15 protein-coding genes and 2 pseudogenes are annotated in these 18,869 nt (G+C 71.7%); 8 read left to right on the forward strand and 9 right to left on the reverse strand.

The annotated features are described in order from the left end of the window. The first annotated feature begins 99 nt into the window (after positions 1 to 99). The 4 genes and pseudogenes from AB5J49_RS44750 (at position 100) to AB5J49_RS44765 (ending at position 5,922) form a co-directional block, all read left to right on the forward strand. Positions 100 to 3,275 (forward strand): annotated as a pseudogene (locus AB5J49_RS44750) (cytochrome P450). A 24-nt stretch (positions 3,276 to 3,299) separates the two neighbouring features. Beyond that, positions 3,300 to 4,262: a phosphotransferase family protein gene (locus AB5J49_RS44755; protein WP_369174599.1), complete on the forward strand. Its 963-nt coding sequence runs from the start codon at positions 3,300 to 3,302 to the stop codon at positions 4,260 to 4,262. A gap of 59 nt (positions 4,263 to 4,321) precedes the next feature. Then, on the forward strand, positions 4,322 to 5,611 hold the full coding sequence (locus tag AB5J49_RS44760) for an ROK family protein (protein WP_369174600.1): 1,290 nt from the start codon (positions 4,322 to 4,324) through the stop codon (positions 5,609 to 5,611). Between the two features lie 71 nt (positions 5,612 to 5,682). After that, a complete protein-coding gene (locus AB5J49_RS44765; RefSeq protein ID WP_369174601.1) occupies positions 5,683 to 5,922 on the forward strand; it encodes a hypothetical protein in 240 nt (79 codons plus the stop codon). 66 nt (positions 5,923 to 5,988) lie between these two features. On the opposite strand, the gene AB5J49_RS44770 is transcribed toward AB5J49_RS44765, so the two are convergent. From AB5J49_RS44770 to AB5J49_RS44790, 5 genes and pseudogenes are all read right to left on the reverse strand, one after another. Beyond that, positions 5,989 to 7,017 (reverse strand): SDR family oxidoreductase, encoded by a 1,029-nt coding sequence (locus AB5J49_RS44770; protein WP_369174602.1) that lies wholly within the window; start codon positions 7,015 to 7,017, stop codon positions 5,989 to 5,991. A 73-nt stretch (positions 7,018 to 7,090) separates the two neighbouring features. Continuing rightward, positions 7,091 to 8,053, reverse strand: a complete 963-nt coding sequence (locus AB5J49_RS44775) for an SDR family NAD(P)-dependent oxidoreductase (protein ID WP_369174603.1) — start codon at positions 8,051 to 8,053, stop codon at positions 7,091 to 7,093. 289 nt (positions 8,054 to 8,342) lie between these two features. Further along, positions 8,343 to 9,574 (reverse strand): annotated as a pseudogene (locus AB5J49_RS44780) (aromatic acid exporter family protein). After that, positions 9,571 to 10,260 (reverse strand): HAD family hydrolase, encoded by a 690-nt coding sequence (locus AB5J49_RS44785; protein WP_369174604.1) that lies wholly within the window; start codon positions 10,258 to 10,260, stop codon positions 9,571 to 9,573. Before AB5J49_RS44785 ends, AB5J49_RS44780 begins: the two are co-directional and overlap by 4 nt. Before the next feature lie 56 nt (positions 10,261 to 10,316). Continuing rightward, entirely contained in the window at positions 10,317 to 11,357 is a 1,041-nt protein-coding gene (locus AB5J49_RS44790; RefSeq protein ID WP_369174605.1) for a PHP domain-containing protein, read from the reverse strand. A gap of 112 nt (positions 11,358 to 11,469) precedes the next feature. Here AB5J49_RS44790 and AB5J49_RS44795 point away from each other — a divergent pair, with 112 nt between their 5' ends. Next, entirely contained in the window at positions 11,470 to 11,706 is a 237-nt protein-coding gene (locus AB5J49_RS44795; protein WP_369174606.1) for a hypothetical protein, read from the forward strand. A gap of 9 nt (positions 11,707 to 11,715) precedes the next feature. On the opposite strand, the gene AB5J49_RS44800 is transcribed toward AB5J49_RS44795, so the two are convergent. After that, entirely contained in the window at positions 11,716 to 12,954 is a 1,239-nt protein-coding gene (locus tag AB5J49_RS44800) for a lectin (RefSeq protein WP_369174607.1), read from the reverse strand. Between the two features lie 203 nt (positions 12,955 to 13,157). Between AB5J49_RS44800 and AB5J49_RS44805 the strand changes: the two genes are divergently transcribed. Then, the gene (locus AB5J49_RS44805; protein ID WP_369174608.1) at positions 13,158 to 13,934 is read left to right on the forward strand and encodes a sulfite exporter TauE/SafE family protein; all 777 of its coding nucleotides are present in this window, start codon (positions 13,158 to 13,160) and stop codon (positions 13,932 to 13,934) included. 53 nt (positions 13,935 to 13,987) lie between these two features. Here AB5J49_RS44805 and AB5J49_RS44810 read toward each other — a convergent pair whose 3' ends face one another. Further along, positions 13,988 to 15,019 (reverse strand): NAD(P)-dependent alcohol dehydrogenase, encoded by a 1,032-nt coding sequence (locus AB5J49_RS44810; RefSeq protein WP_369174609.1) that lies wholly within the window; start codon positions 15,017 to 15,019, stop codon positions 13,988 to 13,990. Positions 15,020 to 15,024: 5 nt separating this feature from the next. Further along, positions 15,025 to 15,447 (reverse strand): hypothetical protein, encoded by a 423-nt coding sequence (locus AB5J49_RS44815; protein WP_369174610.1) that lies wholly within the window; start codon positions 15,445 to 15,447, stop codon positions 15,025 to 15,027. 210 nt (positions 15,448 to 15,657) lie between these two features. On the opposite strand from AB5J49_RS44815, the gene AB5J49_RS44820 reads away from it, so the two are divergent. Continuing rightward, complete coding sequence (locus AB5J49_RS44820; protein ID WP_369174611.1) at positions 15,658 to 16,860, forward strand: IS110 family transposase; 1,203 nt, start codon at positions 15,658 to 15,660, stop codon at positions 16,858 to 16,860. A 129-nt stretch (positions 16,861 to 16,989) separates the two neighbouring features. Further along, positions 16,990 to 17,793, forward strand: coding sequence for a helix-turn-helix domain-containing protein (locus AB5J49_RS44825; protein WP_369174612.1), 804 nt, complete (start codon positions 16,990 to 16,992; stop codon positions 17,791 to 17,793). Positions 17,794 to 18,006: 213 nt separating this feature from the next. Here the strand turns inward: AB5J49_RS44825 and AB5J49_RS44830 are convergent, their stop codons facing one another. Next, positions 18,007 to 18,663 carry a VanZ family protein gene (locus AB5J49_RS44830; RefSeq protein ID WP_369174613.1) on the reverse strand — a complete coding sequence of 219 codons (657 nt, stop codon included), beginning with the start codon at positions 18,661 to 18,663 and terminating at the stop codon, positions 18,007 to 18,009. Positions 18,664 to 18,869 lie beyond the last annotated feature (206 nt).

Consider the following 18,869-nt stretch of genomic DNA (forward strand, 5'->3'; position numbering starts at 1 on the left):
GGACTACACAATCATGTAGGGGCGGGGTGCGGGCGGCCGGGGCCCGTCGATCACGCTGGACCGCAGTAGTCCCGTACCGCGAAAGGCAGTTGTCCCGCCATGCCCCCCACCGCGTCGCTCCCGCAGACCCTCGACGCCCTCCCCGGTGTCCCCGTCGTCGACATCACCGCAGTCGGACCCGGCCGCACCCCGATCCAGCAGGTCATGGAGCTGATGCGGGAGCACGGGCCGGTGCTCGTGCGGCGGCTGCACGGGCGGGAGACGCTGTTCACCGCCGACCTGGACCTGGTGGCCGACCTGGCGGACGAGAAGCGGTTCGCCAAGCATGTCGGGCCCGCCCTGGACAACGTCCGGGAGTTCGCAGCCGACGGCCTGTTCACGGCGTACAACGACGAGCCGAACTGGGCCAAGGCGCACGACATCCTCATGCCCGCCTTCGCGCTCGGGTCGATGCGCACCTACCACCCCGTGATGCTGAAGGTGGCCCAGCGGCTCATCGCGTCCTGGGATCGTGACGCCCGTGCCGGGCAGCCGGTGAACGTCCCCGACGACATGACCCGCATGACCCTCGACACCATCGGGCTCGCCGGGTTCGGCTACGACTTCGGATCTTCGAGCGGGCCGAGCCGCACCCCTTCGTCGAGTCGATGGTGCGCTGCCTGGAGTGGAGCATGAACCGCCTGGCCCGCGTCCCGGGCCAGGACTACTCCGCAGCCGACGCGGCCTTCCGGGACGACGCCGCCTACCTCGCCCAGGTCGTCGACGACGTCATCGCCGCCCGCGCCGGCACCGACCAGCGGGACGCCGAGGACCTCCTCGGCCTCATGCTCACCGCCCAGCACCCGCGGGACGGCGGCACCCTCGACGCCGCCAACATCCGCAACCAGGTCATCACCTTCCTGATCGCCGGCCACGAGACGACCTCCGGCGCGATGTCCTTCGCGATGTACTACCTCGCCAAGCACCCGGCCGCGCTCCAGCTCATGCAGCGCGAGGTCGACGGGCTGTGGGGCGACCGGACCGACCCCGAGCCGACCTACGACGAGGTCGGCAGGCTGACGTACACCCGCCAGGTCCTCAACGAGGCGCTGCGGCTGTGGCCCACCGCCGCCGCCTTCAGCCGGCATGCTCTCGAGGACACGATGCTCGGTGGCCGCATCCCGCTGCGCGCCGGGCAGTTCGTCACCGTCCTCGCCCCGATGCTGCACCGGCAGCCGGTCTGGGGCGACAACCCCGAGCTGTTCGACCCCACCCGCTTCACGTCCGAGGCCGAGGCGGCGCGTTCGGTGCACGCCTTCAAGCCGTTCGGCACCGGTGAACGCGCCTGCATCGGGCGGCAGTTCGCCCTGCACGAGGCGACCATGCTGCTGGCGATGCTGGTCCACCGCTACCGGTTGCGGGACCACGCCGACTACCGCCTCACCATCAAGGAGACCCTCACCCTCAAGCCCGACGGCTTCACCCTCACCCTGACCCCGCGCACGCCCGCCGACCGTGTGCACACCCCGCTGCCCGGCGCCGCCCCCGCGGCCACGGAAGCCGTGTCCGACGCGGCCGCCCTCCCCGCCCGCGTCCGCCCCGGCACCAGCGCCCTGTTCCTGCACGGCAGCAACTACGGCACCTGCCGCGACTTCGCCGCCCAGCTCGCCGACGAGGCCGCCGCCATCGGCTGCGAGACGCGGATCGCGCCGCTCGACGACTACGCCGGCGGCCTGCCCACCGACCGCCCGGTCGTGATCACCGCCGCCTCCTACAACGGCCGCCCCACCGACGACGCCACCGCCTTCGCCGCCTGGCTCGACGAGGCCCGCGACGCCGGTGACGTCACCTACGCCGTCCTCGGCGTCGGCGACCGCAACTGGGCCGCCACCTACCAGCACGTCCCGACCCGCTTCGACGACCGCCTCGCCGAACTCGGCGCCACCCGCCTGACCGACCGCGCCGCCGCCGACGCCTCCGGCGATCTGACCGGCGCGGTAAGGGACTTCACGGCCAGGCTCCGCACGGCGCTGCTGGAGCGGTACGGCGACCCGGACGCCACCGCCCCGGCCGACGACGAGCCCACCACGGCGTACGAGGTCCGCACCCTGACCGGCGGCCCCCTGGACGCCCTCGCCGCACGCCACGGCCTCGTCCCGATGACCGTCACCGAGGCCCACGACCTCACCGCCCCCGGCCACCCCCGCCGCAAACGCTTCGTCCGCCTCGCCCTCCCGGAAGGCGTCACCTACCGCACCGCCGACCACCTCACCGTGCTGCCCGGCAACGCGCCGGCGCTGGTCGAGCGAGCCGCCGCCGCGCTCGGCGTCGACCTCGACACCGTCCTGGACATCCGGGCCACCCGCCCCCGCCGCGACGGCCTCGCGGTCGACCGGCCCCTGACCGTTCGCCAACTCCTCACCCACCACGTCGAGTTGCAGGAGCGTCCGAGCGCCGCCCAGCTGTCCGCGCTCGCCGCCGCCAACCCGTGCCCGCCGGAGCGCACGGCGCTGGCGAACCTGACCGACGATCCGCGCACCCTCGTCGAGGTGATCGAGGACCACCCGGCCCTGCGGGGCGCCCTGGACTGGCCGGCGCTGCTCGACCTCCTCACCCCGCTGCGCCCCCGCCACTACTCCATCTCCTCCTCACCCGCCGTCGCCCCCGGCCACGCGGACCTGATGGTGTCCCTGCTTGAGGCTCCGGCCCGCTCGGGCAAGGGCGTCTACCGAGGCACCGGATCCGGACACCTCACCACCGTCCGGCCCGGCGACACGGTGTACGCCCGCGTCCAGCCGTGCCGGGAGGTCTTCCGGATCGACGGCCGCGAACCGGTCGTCATGGTCGCGGCCGGCACGGGCCTCGCCCCCTTCCGCGGGGCCATCGCCGACCGTACGGCGGCACGAGCGGCCGGCGCCGAACTCGCCCCCGCCCTCTGCTATTTCGGCTGCGACGCCCCCGACGCCGACTTCCTGCACGCCGAGGAGCTGCGCGCCGCCGAGGCCGTCGGCGCGGTCTCGCTGCGCCCGGCCTTCAGCGCCGCCCCGCAGGACGGCGTGACCTTCGTCCAGCACCGCATCGCCGCCGAGGCCGACGAGGTCTGGGGGCTGCTCGGAGCGGGCGCCAGGGTGTACGTCTGCGGGGACGGTTCGCGGATGGCGCCGGGCGTACGGGAGGCGTTCCGTACGCTGTACCGGGAGCGCACGCCGGGCGCCGACGACGCGGCGGCCGGGCGGTGGCTCGACGGGCTGATCGCGGACGGCCGTTACGTCGAGGACGTGTACGCGGCCGGCTGACCGAAGGGGAGGGGTGGGCGCACGGTGGTGGACTCCTGGGAACGGGCCCGGCAGGTCCTGGACGCGGCGGGCCTTGCGCCGGGACACCTCGCCCACCTGCGCCCGCTGTCGGGCGGCACGTACAACACGGTCGAGGAGCTGGTCCTCGTCGACGGCCGTCGCTATGTGCTGAAGGTGCCGCCCGCCTCGACCCTCCCGGGCATGACGTACGAGAGCGAACTCCTCGTGTCCGAGGCCGAGTTCTACCGTGCGGCCGCGAAGGCGGAGGTGGCGGCGCCGCGTGTGGTGAGCCTCGGGAGTCATCTGCTGATGACCGCCTGCCCGGGCGACCCCTGGAACGGCTCGCTCACGGACACGGAACAGGCCGTTCTGCGCACGGAGTTGGGCCGTCAGGTCGCCCGGCTGCACACCGTCACGGGGCCGGGCTTCGGCTACCCGTCCGGTGCCCTCGGCCCGCTCGCCGACGACTGGCGCACCGCGTTCACGGGGATGCTCGACGCCGTCCTGGACGACGCCCGCCGCTACGGGGCCCGGCTGCCGCGCCCCGCCGACGCCGTCGCCGGTACGCTCCGGGCCGCCTACGACGCGCTCGACGAGGTCACCGTCCCGTGTCTCGTCCACTTCGACCTGTGGCCGGGCAACATCCTGGTCGACCGTGCGTCGGGGGAGGCCCGTATCGGCGGGCTCATCGACGGGGAGCGCATGTTCTGGGGCGACCCGCTGGCCGACTTCGTCTCCCTGGCGCTGCTGGGGGACATCAAGAAGGACGAGGCGTTCCTGGCCGGCTACCGGGAGGCCGCAGGACGGACCGACTTCGACGCGGCGGCCCGACTGCGCCTCGCCCTCTACCGCTCCTACCTCTACCTGATCATGCTCACCGAGACGGTCCCCCGGGCGGTCGACGCCGGGCAGGAGCGCTGGGTCCAGGAGGCCGTCGCTCCGGAACTGCTCGCGGCGCTGGCCGAGATCGAGGACCTGACGGCGTAGTTCACAATGGGGGACGGTTCGAACAGGGTGGGGAACAGGGCTGGTCCGAAGGGAGCCGCATGGCGGGGCGCAGCGGGCGCACGGTACGCGACCTCAGACGGGGAAACCGTACGGCCGTACTGCGGCGCCTCTACTTCGACGGCCCCCTCAGCCGCTTCGAACTCGGCCCGGCGACCGGTCTCAGCTCCGGTTCCGTCAGCAATGTCGTCGCCGAGCTGATCGCGGACGGTCTGGTCGAGGAGGCCGGCAGCGTCGACTCCGACGGCGGCCGCCCCCGCATCCTCCTGCGCGTGGCTCCCGGCAGCGGTCACATGATCGGCGTCGACGTCGGCGAAACCCGGGTGCGGACCGGGCTGTTCGACCTGACTCTCACCGAACTCGCCCGCGCGGAACGGCCTTTGGCGCCGCAGCGGTACGACGTCGAAGGCATCGTCCGTCATGTGCGCGACGGCATCACCGAGGTACTCGCAGGAGCCGGCATCGCACCCGAACGGCTCCTCGGCGTCGGCATCGGCGTCCCAGGGATCATCGAACACACGCCGAGACTCGGTGCCCTGGTGCACGGGCAGACGATCGGCTGGGACGCGGTACCGCTGGAGCAGCTCCTGCGCGACGGCTCCGAACTCCCGGGCGCCGTCCCGTACTTCATCGACAACGGCGCCAGGACCCTCGGCCAGGCCGAGATGTGGTTCGGCGGCGGACGCGGCGCCCGTAGCGCGGTCGTCGTCCTGTTCGGCTCCGGCGTCGGCGCCTGTCTCGTCGCCCCCGAGGCGGAGGACGGGCGGGCGGTGGAGTGGGGGCATCTGACGGTACGGGTCAGGGGCCGCCGCTGCCGGTGCGGCGCGCTCGGCTGCCTGGAGGCGTACGCGGGCGCCGAGGCGCTGCTGGAACGCTGGCGCGAGGAAGGCGGGAGCGTGCCGGAAGGCGCCGACGAGGAGACCGCGCTGGCGGCGATGCTGGCCGGCGCCTTTCCGCCGGACGGCGGTGCGGCCGACCCGGTGGCGCTCGCCGTACTGGAGGAGACAGCCGAGTACGTGGGCGCGGGCCTGTCCGATCTGATCAACCTCTTCCAGCCCGAGCGCATCCTGATCGGCGGCTGGGCGGGTCTGCGGCTCGGCGCCCACCTCCTGCCCGCCGTACGCCGGCACGCGGCCTCGTACGCCCTGCGGCATCCGGCCCGCAAGGTCACCGTCGACCTGGGCAGGCTCGGCCCGGACGCGGTCACCGTCGGTGCCGCGATCCTGCCGCTCGCCGAATTCTTCGCCCGCGGCGGGCGACGCGCCGAGCCCGTGCCCGAGGCCCCGTCGACGGCCTGGCGCACGGCCCTGGCGGAGCGAGTGGCGCCCTGAGGTTTCGCCGGTGGCGGGAACGGTACTCGCGGGGCTCACGAACGACCTTGGACGACGCGAGGAGGTGCACCATGGCCGACGACCGTCGCGCTGCGCAGGACAGGACCGGCGAGCCCGTGCCGCGGGATCTGCCGGACCAGCAGGCGAACCCGGGGGAGGACCCGTGGGAGGTGCCCGTCGAGCCGGCGGACGACAGCACCGAAGCGGACGACGTCCCCGACACCGACGAGGCGGGCACGGGCCGACAGGGCGCGGCCCGGTCGGGCACCGGCCACACGGAACATCCGGTGCCTGAGGAGCCGTCCGGCTGAGACAGGCCCTCGCCGAGCCGGGGCCTGTGGGCGTTGAGTCGGGTCCCCTGGTGGGCAGGGCGCAGGTCAGCCCACTTTGCGGCCCCGCATCGGCTCCGTCGGTGCACCCTCGCCGCGCTGCATGCCCTGCAAGAACTCCTCCAGCACCTCGGGCGCAGTGCGCTGCGGGCGCCAGCCCAGTTCGGTACGCGCGCGTGTGCAGTTCATCAGCGGCAGCCCGAGCACCGCGTCGAAGAGGTGCGGGGAGGCGGGCAGCAGGTGCAGCCCCCACGCGGCGGCGATCGCCGAGCGGGCCGCCGTACGGTGAACCCGGACCGGGCGGGCGCCGAGCATCTCACCGAGCAGAGCCGCGTCGACCGGCGGGTCGGCAGCGAGGTTGAACGCGCCGCGGACGTCGGACTTCACGGCCAGCTGATACGCCGAGGCCGCGTCGTCCGTGTGCAGCGCCTGCACCCGCAGCCCTGGAATGTCGGGCAGGAACGGCAGCAGCTCCGGGCGCGCCAGCGGCCCCGGCAGGAAGCGGCCGCCGAAGATCCGGCGCTGCTCGCTCGCCGACTCCCGCTTGAACAGGAACGCCGGCCGCATCCGCACCACGCGCACCCTGGGGTGGGACCGGTCGAAGGTGTCCAGCGCCCGCTCCAGATAGGCCTTCTCCCGGCAGTACGCGGCGTCGGGCCAGCCGTGTGTCGGCCACGACTCGTCCACGGCGTGGTCCTTCGGCCCCGGCGAGTACGCGCCGACCGACGACGCGTGCACCAGCGTCGGGACCCGCGCCGCGGCCACCGCGTCGAAGACCTGAATACTGCCCAGCACGTTCGTCCGCCAGGTCACGGCCGGATCGTGGGTGGGCTGGAACGCCCAGGCCAGATGGATGACGGCGTCGGCACCCCCGAACATGCTCGCAAGATCGCCCTGCTCGGACGCCAGGTCGACCGACGCCCAGTCCGTCTTGGGCGGCGACCAGTCGGGCATCCGGCGGGCCAGCCCCAGCACGGAGCCGACCTCCGGATCCTCCGACAGGAGACGCACCACGCTCGTACCGACATTGCCCGTGGCGCCGGTGACCACGATCCTGCGGGCCGCTTCGCTGCTCACCTGCGGCTCCTCCCGAAGAGGGGACGGGAGTCCCGAGTACCCGCCCGCGGTGCCCGCACGCGCCGGGCCCGCGCTACGCGGCGAACGCGTTCACACCCGTGAGCTGGGCCGACAGCGTCCACAGACGCGCCGCCTGCTCCGGGTCGACCGCCCAGTCCTTCACGCCGGCGCGCTCGCCGTCGGCCGGCGCGGGCTCGGCGATGTCGCAGTCCTCCAGGTAGACGCCGCCCATGCCGGTCAGCTGCGGTGAGGTCGCGGCCCACACCTGGGTCGCGGCGCCCTGCTCTGGCGTCTTGAAGCCGTCCTGCGGGATCGGGTCGCCGTTCTCGTCGATCCAGCCGTGGGCCACCATCTCCTCCTTGGGCAGATGCCGCTGGAGAGGCGTGAGGATGCCGCCGGGATGGAGCGCGAACGCCCGGACGCCGCGGTCCGCCGCGAGCCGGTCGAGATGGACGGCGAACAGGACGTTGGCGGTCTTGGCCTGCCCGTAGGCCTGCCACTTGTCGTAGCCCTGCTGCCAGTGCAGGTCGTCCCAGCGGATGCCGGAGAAGTGGTGGCCGCGCGAGGACACGGACACCACGCGGGCGCCCCCGGGCTCGATCGCCGGCCACAGGCGGTTGACCAGGGCGAAGTGACCGAGGTGGTTGGTCGCGAACTGCGCCTCCCAGCCGGGCCCCACCCGGGTTTCCGGGCAGGCCATGATCCCGGCGTTGTCGATCATGAAGTCGACCGTGCGACCCGAGTCGAGGAACCGCTCGGCGAAGGCGCGCACGCTCTCCAGGTCCCCGAGGTCGAGCGCGTCGACCTCCACGCCGTCCAGGCCCTGGAGAGCTTCGCGCGCGGTGTCCGGACGGCGGGCGGGCACGACGACCCGGGCGCCGGCCTTGGCGAGGGCACGCGTGGTCTCCAGGCCGATTCCCGAGTAACCGCCGGTGACGATCGCGAGCTTGCCGGACAAATCGATGGAGCTGAGGACGTCGTCGGCGGTGCTGTGGGCGCCGAACCCCGAACCGATCTTGTGCTGTGCAGTGCTCATGTCCGGAACGCTATGAATTGGAGCGCACTCGAAGTCAAGCCGACCCGTCGGGGTGCGCCCGTACAGGAGAAAGCCCCGACCGGACGGGGGAGTGCCGGTCGGGGCGGTCAGGGGTGGGTGCGGATGGCGGTCGCCTCTCGGCGAAAGGCTCCACAGGGCTTCAGCCGAACGATCGTCCCTGTGGGCAAAAGGTGAGGCCCGGGGACACTGTCCCATCCGCACCCACGCGTTGTTCAACGGGCAACGACCTTTCGGTGTTCCGGGAGAGGCGATGTGAGGGTGATCTGCCTCACCGCCGCTGACCTGCCGGAACGGTCTCGCTCCACACGTTCTCCGCCTGCAACAGCAGGGTCCCGAGAACCGTCGTCCGGGCCGCCGCCTGCCCGGCGTGCTCCCGCAGCCAGTCCTGCAACTCCTGGTGCAGCCGAAGCATCGCGGCCTCGGCCCGGCCGTCCGCACCGGCGTCACCGCCGGCCCCCAGCACCCGACGGCTCTCCACATGGCAGGCGTCGCCGATCTGCTCCAGCAGCCGCGCGTACGCCCGCAGCGCCGGCCCGTCGGGCGGGAGTGGCGTGCGGCCTTCGTCGGCCGCGACGGCGAGGGTCCGGGTGAGGGCCCTGATGTGCCCGGTGACCCGGCTCCAGCGTTCGTCCTCCTCCTCCGGCGGTGCCGGCAGGGGAGGGCGCCGGACGCCGCGCAGCGGTCCGGCGGTCAGCCGCAGGCTCTCCCGGCTCCAGCCACGCGCGGACCGCAGCGCCTCCAGCCGGCGCTCCAGGCGCGCCGACGCACTCGACCAGCCTGCCGCGCTCTGTGTGTTCCACTCCGTGTCCCGCAGGTCCCCGGCCACGGTGTGCAGGAGGTCCCCCGCCTCCTGGGCCAGCGCCGCGAGGTTCTCCCGTACGTCCCGCAGATGGATCGGCGGCAGCACGAGCGCGTTGACGGCCACCCCGATCACCGCGCCGAGAGCCGCCTGCCCCACCCGGTGCCCGACCGCGGACGCCCCGGCGGCGCCCGTGGCGAGGGTGAACAGCGCGGTGGTCGCACCGAAGACCCCCTGGTCGCCGAAGCGCCGCCAGTTGGCCAGCAGCATCAGCAGGGGTACCGACAGGGCCAGCGCGCCCAGGGTGCTGCCGGTGACCGCCAGCGCGGCCGACGCCAGCACGGTCCCGGCGCAGATCGCCGCGAACTGCTGCGCGGCCCGCAGCAGCGAGCTGTACACGGTGGCCTGCACCAGGATCAGCGCGACCCAGGACGCCATCAGGGCCATCGGATCGCCCAGCCACACGCTGCCCACGAGCCAGGCGAGCAGTGCCGCGCCGCCGCCTTGAGCGACTGCACGACCAGGTCCCGCTCCCGTCCCGGCCCACGCCAGGCGGCCCCGGCGGCCCTGCCGACGGAACCCGCTTCCCGCCGTAGCGCGTCGGTCACACCGGCACGCCCGAGCGCCCGCTGTCGTACCGATTCCACAGCCCGGGTGCCCGGGCCCGCAGGCCGCCGCACCCCATCGGTCACACGGGTCATCCGCTGTGCGTGTCCGCGCCGCCCGGCACGTCGGCCAGGGGGCTGTCCGCCAGGGCTGCCAGCAGGTGGGCCGGATCCTCGTAGACCGCCTGCGCGCCCGCGTCCAGCAGGTCGGCGCGGGGGATGCCGCCGCACAGGACGCCCACACAGCGCACACCGGCCTGAGTGCCGGCCCGCATGTCCCACACGGTGTCGCCGACGAAGACCGCGCGCTCGGCGGGCACCCCGGCCAGTTCCAGGGCGTGCTCGACGGGCTCCGGTGCGGGCTTGCCCTCCTCGACGTCGTCGGCGCTCGCGGTGGCGGTGATCACGTCGTCCGCGGAGATCGCCCGACGCAGCGCGGACAGCTCCGCACCCCCGGCCGAGGTCGCGAGGACGACCCGCCAGCCGTTGCGGTCGAGGCGCCGCAGCAGCCGGCCCGCGTCCCGCAGCGGGGGCAGCCGGTCGAAGTACTGGCCGTACAGGGCCTTGTGGGCGGCGCTCAGCTCGGCGTCCTGGTCCTTGTCCCGGTCGTCGCCGAGGAGGTGGGCGATCAGATCGGTGGAGCCGAGACCGACGGCCCGGTGGACGGCGTGCATGGGCACCTGGTGTCCGGCCTGCCGGAAGGCCTCCCACCAGGTCGTGACGTGGAGGTGGTTGGTGTCGACGAGGGTTCCGTCGACGTCGAACACCGCCGCCCGTTCCATGTGTGTCGCCCCTTCCTGGTCTGGGCCGCTTCCGCTCCTGGCGCACGAGTACCACGTCAGGCGCCCGCCACTCGGGAAGGTGTCCGGCCCTCGTGGGTCCAGGCCAGCAGCTCGTCCCTGCTCCAAGTGGTGACCACCCGCTCGGCGGGCACCGCGCACTCCTTGGCCCGGGCACAGCCGTACCGCTGCCAGTCCAGCTGACCGGGCGCGTGCGCGTCGGTGTCGATGGCGAACAGGGTGCCCGCCGCCACGGCCAGGCGCAGCAGCCGCCGGGGCGGGTCGAGCCGCTCGGGCCGGCTGTTGATCTCCACCGCCGTCCCGGACTCGGCGCACGCGGCGAACACCTCGTCCGCGTCGAACTCCGACTCGGGCCGCCCACGCCCGGTCACCAGCCTGCCGGTGCAGTGCCCCAGAACGTCCGCGTGCGGATCGCGTACGGCGGCGACCATGCGGCGGGTCATCGCGCGGGATTCCATGCGCAGCTTGGAGTGCACGGACACCACCACGACGTCGAGCCGCTGAAGCAGCTCGGGTTCCTGGTCGAGCGAGCCGTCCTCGAGGATGTCGCACTCGATGCCGGTGAGCAGCCGGAACGGCGCCCAGGTCGCGTTCAGCTCCGCCACCACGTCCAGCTGCTCGCGCAAGCGGTCGGCCGACAGCCCGCGGGCGACGGTCAGCCGCGGGGAGTGGTCGGTCAGCGCCGCCCACTCATGTCCGAGCTCGGCCGCCGTCCGCCCCATCTCCTCGATCGGGCTGCCGCCGTCGGACCAGTCGGAGTGCAGATGGCAGTCCCCGCGCAGCAGCTCCCACAGCTGCCGCCCGTTCTCAGGCGGTGCGGCAGCCGCGGACCTGCCCTCCAGGTCCGTCAGATAGCCGGGCACCTGACCGGCCAGCGCCTCGCGCACCACCTGGGCCGTCTTCGGACCGACGCCCCGGAGCGACTCCAGCGTCCCTGCCTCGGCCCGCGCCCGTACCTCGCCCTCGGGCAGCTCGGCCAGTACCCGGGCGGCCGTACGGAAGGCACGTACGCGATACGTCGGCGCCAGGGACCGCTCCAGCAGAAAGGCGATCCGGTTCAGCGCCTGGACGGGATCCATCGCCACCTCCCCCTCCAGGGTTCCCCGGCGCCGGCGCCCCCGCACGGCGGCGGACGGAGGCGTGGACGACCTGGAGGGGTCGTCGACGCGGATTGCGCTCTACGCTCGATGCATGACCGAAATCGCGAGCCCGCACATTCCAAACCCGCGGATCATGGTGCTCGGGGTTCAGCCGGGCACGCCTCCTTTCCGCATCCTGGAGATCGACGGTGAGGTCGTCGGCCAGGCGAAGACCGTCACCGACGTCCTGGAGGCCGCCGCCGCCTTCGGCATCACGGTCCATGATCTGGATGACCCGGACGTGGTCCGCTGGGTCGGCGGAGACAAGTTCACCTGGCACCACCACTAGCCGGCCGGGTCAGCCGACCGTCCACTTCTGGTTGGCGCCGCCCGTGCAGGTCCATATCTGCAGCCGAGTGCCGTTGGCCGCGTTGTCGCCGGTCACATCGAGGCACTTGCCGGCCTGCGGGTTGACGATGTCGCGCGCCGCGGAGACCGCCCATCTCTGGTTGGGGCCGCCGGTGCAGTCCCACAGCTGGACCATCGAGCCGTCCGCGGTGCCGTTGCCCGTCACGTCCAGGCACTTGCCGAGCGCCCGGAGCGTTCCGTCGGCGCCGGCGGTCCACTGCTGGGCGGCGGAGCCGTTGCAGTCGTAGAGCTGTACGGGCGTGCCGTTGGCGGGGTTCGCCCCGGCCACGTCCACGCACTTCCCGGCCAGTCCCCTGATCGCGCCGCCGGTGGCAGGGTCGCCGGTCGTCACCGAGACGTGGTCCACGACCAGTTGCTGCGGAAAGACCGTGGATCCGTCCGGGTCGCCCGGCCAGTAGCCGCCGACCGCGAGGTTCAGGATCAGGAAGAACGGCTTGTCGAACACCCAGGTCCGTCCGCCCAGGTCGGCGGGTGTGCGCCGCTGGTAGACGTTCCCGTCCACGGACCAGGTGATCGAGTCGGGCGCCCAGTCGACGGCGAAGGTGTGGAAGGCGTCGGCGAAGGCCTGCCCGTTCGGGAGGGAGTAGGCGGCCCCTATGCCGCCCGACCCGGAGTAGCCGGGTCCGTGGATCGTGCCGTGCACGGTCGAGGGCTCGAAGCCGACGTTCTCCATGATGTCGATCTCGCCCGAGTCCGGCCAGTTCACCGGTGTGCCGAGCATCCAGAACGCGGGCCACATGCCCTGCCCGCGCGGCACCTTCAGCCGCGCCTCGACGTGCCCGTACTGGGCGGTGAACTTCCCGGCGGTGTTCAGCCGGGCCGAGGTGTACTGACAAGTGCCGTACCAGCACTGGTAGTTGGCGGGGTTCTCGCGCCGGGCCGTGATCACCAGGTGGCCCTGGCCGTCCAGTGCCGCGTTCTTGTTGCCCGAGGTGTAGTACTGCCGCTCGTGGTTGTTGACGTTGTCGCCGGTTTCGATCTGCCACTTCGACGGGTCGGCCGCGGCACCGGCGGGCCCGTCGAAGCTGTCGGAGAACGTCACCGCGGCGGCCGTGGCGTCCGGTGGTTCCGCCTGAGCGGGTCCGATCGCGGCGGACGCGACCAGGACGGCCGGCAAAGCGGCGAGGAGACACATGCGGAGCGGGCGTAGCAGGCGTGGGGCGGCCATCGTGCTCCCTTCCGTACGGCGACCCGGTGGGCGGGTGCACCGAGCGAGGTGGGGGGAGGGGGGAAGGTGTCGCCACTTGATTTAAGGAGTGAGGTAAGGGGCCGTCAATACTTTGGTACAGACCAGAAGTCGAGCGTGTGCGATCGGCTCCGCCCGGCACGATTCGTCCGCCGCCGAAGTGTTCGGTTTCTAGGCTTCTCGCCATGAACGCCGCACACCTCGGTGAGCTGCTCGCCGTCCTGGGCGCGGGCATCGCCGCCGGTGCCGTCAACGCCGTCGTCGGCTCCGGGACGCTGATCACCTTTCCGGTCCTGCTCGCGACCGGCCTGCCGCCCGTCACCGCCACGGTCTCCAACGCGCTCGGCCTGATCCCGGGCTCGATCAGCGGAGCCATCGGGTACCGCGAAGAACTCCGCGGGCAGCGCCGGCGCATCGTGAAGTGGGGCGCCGGCGCCCTGCTCGGCGGACTCACCGGCGCCACGCTGCTGCTGGCCCTGCCCGCCTCGGCGTTCGAACGGATCGTGCCGGCCTTGGTGGGACTCGCCCTCGTGCTGGTCGTTCTCCAACCGCTTCTCGCCAGGAAGGTGCGCAGCCGCCGCACCCGCAAGGGGCGAACCGTACGTCCTGACGGCGGCCCCCTGCTGCTCGTCGGACTGACCCTGGCCAGCGTCTACGGCGGCTACTTCTCCGCTGCCCAGGGCATCATCTACGTCGCCCTGATGGGCATGCTCCTCGACGACGGCCTGCAACGCCTCACCGCCGTCAAGAACGTGCTCGTCGCCGTGGTCAACTCCGTCGCCGCGCTGTTCTTCCTCGTCGTCGCGGACTTCGACTGGACGGCCGTAGCTCTTCTCGCGGTCGGATCCGCGGTCGGCGGCCATCTCGGCGCCACGACAGGCCGCCGCCTGCGCCCCTCCGTCCTGCGCACGCTCATCGTGGCGGTCGGCACGGTGGCCGTCGTCCAGTTGGTGCTGCGCTAGGGATGGCCGAGCGTGCGTGGCGGCGTTCCCTCCAACCACGCAAGGCTCGCCAACTATCTGACCTTGATGATCGCTTTTCCGAACGGGCTGGCCGACTCGTAGTACCGGTACGCTGCGACGGCTTCCTCGAACGGGAACACTCGGTCGATGACTGGTCGGAGCCGATGCGTGGCAATGACGTTGTTCATGGAGATGAACTGGGCTCGGCTACCGACGGCCAACGCCCGGACCGTAGCGGCGACGCCGAACAGCAGACGGGGATCGACCGGTGGCCAGTTGCCGGAGACGGATCCGACGAGGGCGATGTGTCCGTCGACGGCGAGCGACTTCAGCGACTGCTCCAGCGTTCCGGCGGTGTCGACGACGCGGTCGACCCCTCGCCCGGCGGTGAGTTCGCGGGCGGTGGCGTGCCAGTCGGGAATGTCGCGGTAGTTGACGACCTCGTCGGCGCCCAGATCGCGAAGGCGTTGTTCCTTGTCCGCGCGGCTTGTCGTGGCGAATACTCTCGCGCCCAGAAGTTTGGCGAACTGCACCGTGAACAGCGACACGCCCCCGGAGCCCGTGGCCAGTACGGTCTGTCCGCGCCGAACTCCGCGGCCGTCGCCGGTCAGGGCGTTCCACGCCGTGACGGCGGCGCAGGGAAGAGTCGCCGCCTCGGCATAGGAGAGGTGTTCGGGGATGGGCACGAGCGCGTCCTCCGGGAGGACGGCCAGCTCCGTCAGCATTCCGTCGAGCGAGCCACCCAACTGCGGCAGGTATGCCGGTTCCAGCGGGCCGTCCAGCCACCGTGGGAACAGTGCGGCGGTGACGCGGTCGCCCGGGCGCACCCGCCGGACACCTGGCCCAACAGCGACGACCTCGCCGGCACCGTCCGAGACCGGTATGACGTCCGGTTTGACGGGCAGCGCGTACTGCCCCCGCAGCACCAGAAGTTCACGGAAGTTGAGCGAGGTGGCGTGGACCGCGACCGCAACCTCCCCTTCCCCGGGCGTGCGTGGTTCGTGCGTGCGCAGCGACAGGCCATCGATACCGCCGCCGGTGCTGACGCGGTAGCTGCGCACCAAGGATGGGAGTCTCGCCGTCATCGCGGTCATCCTTCGATGAACTGGTAGTCGCTGACGATGCGGCCGTCGGGGCCGAGAACGAGGATCTCCAGCCCGACGCCGGCGACCTCACCACCGCCCCGGGGTGCCATCTCCCAGTGGAACTTGACGACGTCGCGGAGCCGGTCGGTGTTGCCGCGCGACCGGAAGACGAAGGTGCCCGGCGCGACGAACTCCTCGTAGGCGCGCGTGACCCGGAACTCCAACGCGTGGTGCCCGCGTGCCTCCAGGACGAGACGATCGAAACCCAGCCCTTCAGCGGTCTGCAGGATCTCCTTGGGAGGCTTTAGCACATGGACCGCGTCGGCGGACCACAGCTCGCGAATCGCGGTGCGGCGGCGCTCCGCATCGGGTTCGTTCCACACGGCAACGTAGCGGTCGGTGAGGTCGTGGACGTCAATATCGGCCATGGCTGTTCCCTAAGAATGGTCGGCGGTCCGGGAGGACCGGGTGTGGCTGATGGCTGTTTGTCGTTGATGACTCGAGGTGAATGGCCGCCCGGTTCTCCGGGACGCTCCGACCACTGATTGAGAACTGCGGGCATCGCTGGTTAGGGACCTGTCGGCGGGGTGTTCTTCGGGCCACGAGATGCTGGTCGCGAGGGATACGGAGCCACGAACTTGAGCTCGTCGCAGACGCGGATATGGGTCGGCATCGATGCCGGCAAGGGTCACCACTGGGCGGTGGCAGTCGACACCGACGGCGAGACGCTGTTCTCGACAAAAGTGATCAACGACGAGGCCCAAATCCTCACGCTCATCGAGACCGCCCGCGAAAGGGCGGACGACGTGCGGTGGGCAGTAGACATCTCCGGCCGTGCCTCGACCCTGCTGCTGGCTCTCCTGATCGCGCACGGCGAGCAAGTCGTCTATGTACCGGGCCGCACGGTCAACCGCATGTCCGGCGCCTACCGCGGAGAGGGCAAGACCGATGCCAAGGACGCGAAGGTCATTGCCGATCAAGCCCGCATGCGCCGGGACTTCGCTCCACTGAACACCCCGCCCGAGGTCGTCTCCACCCTCCAGCTGCTGACGCGTCACCGGGCCGGCCTGATCGCCGACCGGGTCCGGCTCGTCAACCGCCTCCGTGACCTGCTGCTGGGCATCTGCCCCGCTCTGGAACGGGCCTTCGACTACTCCGCGGCCAAGGGGCCCGTTCTCATGCTGACCGAGTACCAGACCCCGGCCGCCCTGCGGCGAATCGGCTTCAAGCGGCTGACCACCTGGCTGGAGCGGCGAAAGGTTCGCGGGGCCGCAGAAGTCGCGGCCAAGGCCGTGGAGGCCGCCCAGTCCCAGCTGACCGCGCTGCCCGGCGAGAAGCCGGCCGCCAGGCTGGTCTGCGAGCTCGCCCACCAGCTCCTGGCCCTGGACGATCGGATCAAGGACAACGACCGGGAGATCCGTGAGACCTTCCGCGCCGACGACCGTGCCGAGATAATCGAGTCCATGCCTGGCATGGGGCCGATCCTGGGCGCCGAGTTCGTCGCCATCGTCGGCGACCTGGCAGGCTACAAGGACGCTGGCCGCCTCGCCTCTCATGCCGGCCTTGCTCCGGTCGCCAGGGACTCCGGTCGGCGCACCGGCAACTACCACCGACCTCAGCGCTACAACCGACGCCTGCGGCACATCTTCTACATGTCGGCGCAGACCGCCATGATGCGGCCCGGACCGTCGAGGGACTACTACCTCAAAAAGCGATCCGAGGGGCTGCTGCACACCCAGGCCTTGCTCGCGCTCGCCCGCCGCCGGGTCGACGTGCTCTGGGCCATGCTGCGTGACAAGAGGCTGTTCACCTCCGCCCCGCCGGTCACACAGGCGGCTTGACAGGATCATTGAGATTCCCCTCGGTTGTGCATGGTCGGCGTGTCACAACGACCGTGCTGCGTCGGCCGTCGCGTGGCAATTCCCCGCAGGGAATCGCCGATCAGCAGCCGGGCGGGATACACAAGAGGGGTGATCAGCGAATCGAACAGAGGCGGACTTGCCGGCGCGTTGCGTGAATGGCGCACCCGGCGACGCGTCAGCCAGCTGGAACTGGCCATGCGCGCCGGAACCACGCAGCGGCACGTCAGCTTCATCGAGAGCGGACGGTCGGCCCCTGGCCGATCAATGATCATCCGGCTGGCTGAATCCCTGGAGGTGCCGATCCGCGAGCGCAACGAACTCCTCCGTGCGGCCGGATTCGCACCGGCCTACCCGCAGACCCGCATGGACGACCCCCAGCTCGAACCGATCCGCACCGCCCTCGAACGGATCCTGCAGGGCCATCTGCCGTACCCGGCGGTGGTTGTCGACCGGCACGGCGACCTCCTCTCGGCCAACGCCGCCTTCCATGCGCTCACCGCCGGCGTGGCCCCGCATCTGCTCGTACCGCCGGTGAGCGTTCCCCGGGTGCTGCTGCATCCGCAGGGCCTGGCGCCACGCATCGTCAACCTCGACGAGTGGGCGTGGCACATCATCGACAGCATCCAGGCCGAGAGCGTGCGCAACCCGGACGACCAACTCCAACGCTTGGCCTCCGAACTCATCGACCTGGTACCACTGCGTCCGCGCGAGTCACCGCACCACCTCGGCTTCGCCGTACCGCTGCGCCTTAGGGCACATGATCCGGACGACGACAGGGAGCTGACGCTCATCACCACGCTCACTCACTTCGGCACCGCCATCGACGTCACCATCGCCGAACTACGACTTGAGGCGTTCCTGCCGGCCGACGAAGCGACCGGCGCCATGCTGGCCGAACTCGTCAAGCGGTAACCGACCTGCCCGGCCCAGCCCCGCGCAGCGACCAAACCCTCAACCCGTCATGCGCTCGCTCACCGGCTGCTGACGGCCGTCGTCGGCGTCGAGGTCGACCGGCACCGCCCTGGTGACGGTGGTGTCGATCTGCACTGCCGTCTGGTGTGCACCGAGGTTGTCCAGAACGACGGTTCCGTCCAAGGCGACCGCGACGTGCTCGCCTTGTCGGAGCTAGGCCTTGTCGGAGCGAGGCCCTCGGGCGTGCACCGCGCGGCTCAGTCGCCGGCCCAGCAGGAGGTAGCCGATCAGGGCTCCGCTGGTGTTGAGGATGACGTCGTCGATGTCGAAGGCGCGCCCAGTCACCAGCGCACCCTGCGCGAACTCGACGAGAAGCATGACGGTCGCCGTGAGCAGAAGTACGCGCAGGACACCGCGTGTGCGTGGGGCGACGACGGGGACCAGGATGCCGAACGGAACGCCCAGCAGCAGGTTCCCGCCGATCTGCCGGAAGGCGTCGCGCAGTTCGGGCTGGTCCAGATAGGCCCGCAGGGAGCGGCCCGGATGCAGGTTGGTGTGGGTCAGGGCCTCCGAGGCGGGGGAGGGCTGGAGAGTGAGCTTCGCCAGGACGACGGCGAAGGCGACCATGAACGCGAAGGCGCACAGCATCGCCAGGAGGCGGGCCAGGAAGCGCAGGGGGTTCTGCCTGGGACGCGGAGTGCGCCGGGGCTTGGCGGCGCGCTCGGATTTGGCGGCGCGCCCGGACTTGGCCCCGCCTGTGGGCTTCGCGCCGCCTGAGGATTTGGCGCCGTCCGCCGACTTGGCGGCGCCGGCGGTCTTGGAAGTGCCGGGGCGTATCGCGGCGCGCGAACGTGAGGTTCCACGGGCCATGCGGTCCTCCAGTCTTCAACTTCCCTTTGTAGTAAGGCGATTACCCAGGTAGCCCGATGAGATGCCGCCCGCGCCGCTCCCGGTCACGGCTGCCCGCGGTTTCCCTTCATGCTGTCGGGGCACTCCGGCCGGAGACCCGCGCGTGCCGCCGCCTCTGTCGCCCAGGGCGGTGTTTGGATGACGCGGAACGGAAGTGACGGAAATAA

This window comes from Streptomyces sp. R28 (assembly GCF_041052385.1).
Lineage (GTDB): Bacteria > Actinomycetota > Actinomycetes > Streptomycetales > Streptomycetaceae > Streptomyces.

Bases quoted from the DNA above. Each gene is read 5' to 3' on its own strand.
- AB5J49_RS44790 (WP_369174605.1), bottom strand. From the start codon at position 11,357: ATGGATCCCGTCCAGGCGCTGAACCGGATCGCCTTTCTGCTGGAGCGG.
- AB5J49_RS44775 (WP_369174603.1), bottom strand. From the start codon at position 8,053: ATGAGCACTGCACAGCACAAGATCGGTTCGGGGTTCGGCGCCCACAGC.
- AB5J49_RS44810 (WP_369174609.1), bottom strand. From the start codon at position 15,019: ATGACGGCGAGACTCCCATCCTTGGTGCGCAGCTACCGCGTCAGCACC.
- AB5J49_RS44785 (WP_369174604.1), bottom strand. From the start codon at position 10,260: ATGGAACGGGCGGCGGTGTTCGACGTCGACGGAACCCTCGTCGACACC.
- AB5J49_RS44800 (WP_369174607.1), bottom strand. From the start codon at position 12,954: ATGGCCGCCCCACGCCTGCTACGCCCGCTCCGCATGTGTCTCCTCGCC.
- AB5J49_RS44815 (WP_369174610.1), bottom strand. From the start codon at position 15,447: ATGGCCGATATTGACGTCCACGACCTCACCGACCGCTACGTTGCCGTG.
- AB5J49_RS44765 (WP_369174601.1), top strand. From the start codon at position 5,683: ATGGCCGACGACCGTCGCGCTGCGCAGGACAGGACCGGCGAGCCCGTG.
- AB5J49_RS44805 (WP_369174608.1), top strand. From the start codon at position 13,158: ATGAACGCCGCACACCTCGGTGAGCTGCTCGCCGTCCTGGGCGCGGGC.
- AB5J49_RS44795 (WP_369174606.1), top strand. From the start codon at position 11,470: ATGACCGAAATCGCGAGCCCGCACATTCCAAACCCGCGGATCATGGTG.
- AB5J49_RS44830 (WP_369174613.1), bottom strand. From the start codon at position 18,663: ATGGCCCGTGGAACCTCACGTTCGCGCGCCGCGATACGCCCCGGCACT.
- AB5J49_RS44760 (WP_369174600.1), top strand. From the start codon at position 4,322: ATGGCGGGGCGCAGCGGGCGCACGGTACGCGACCTCAGACGGGGAAAC.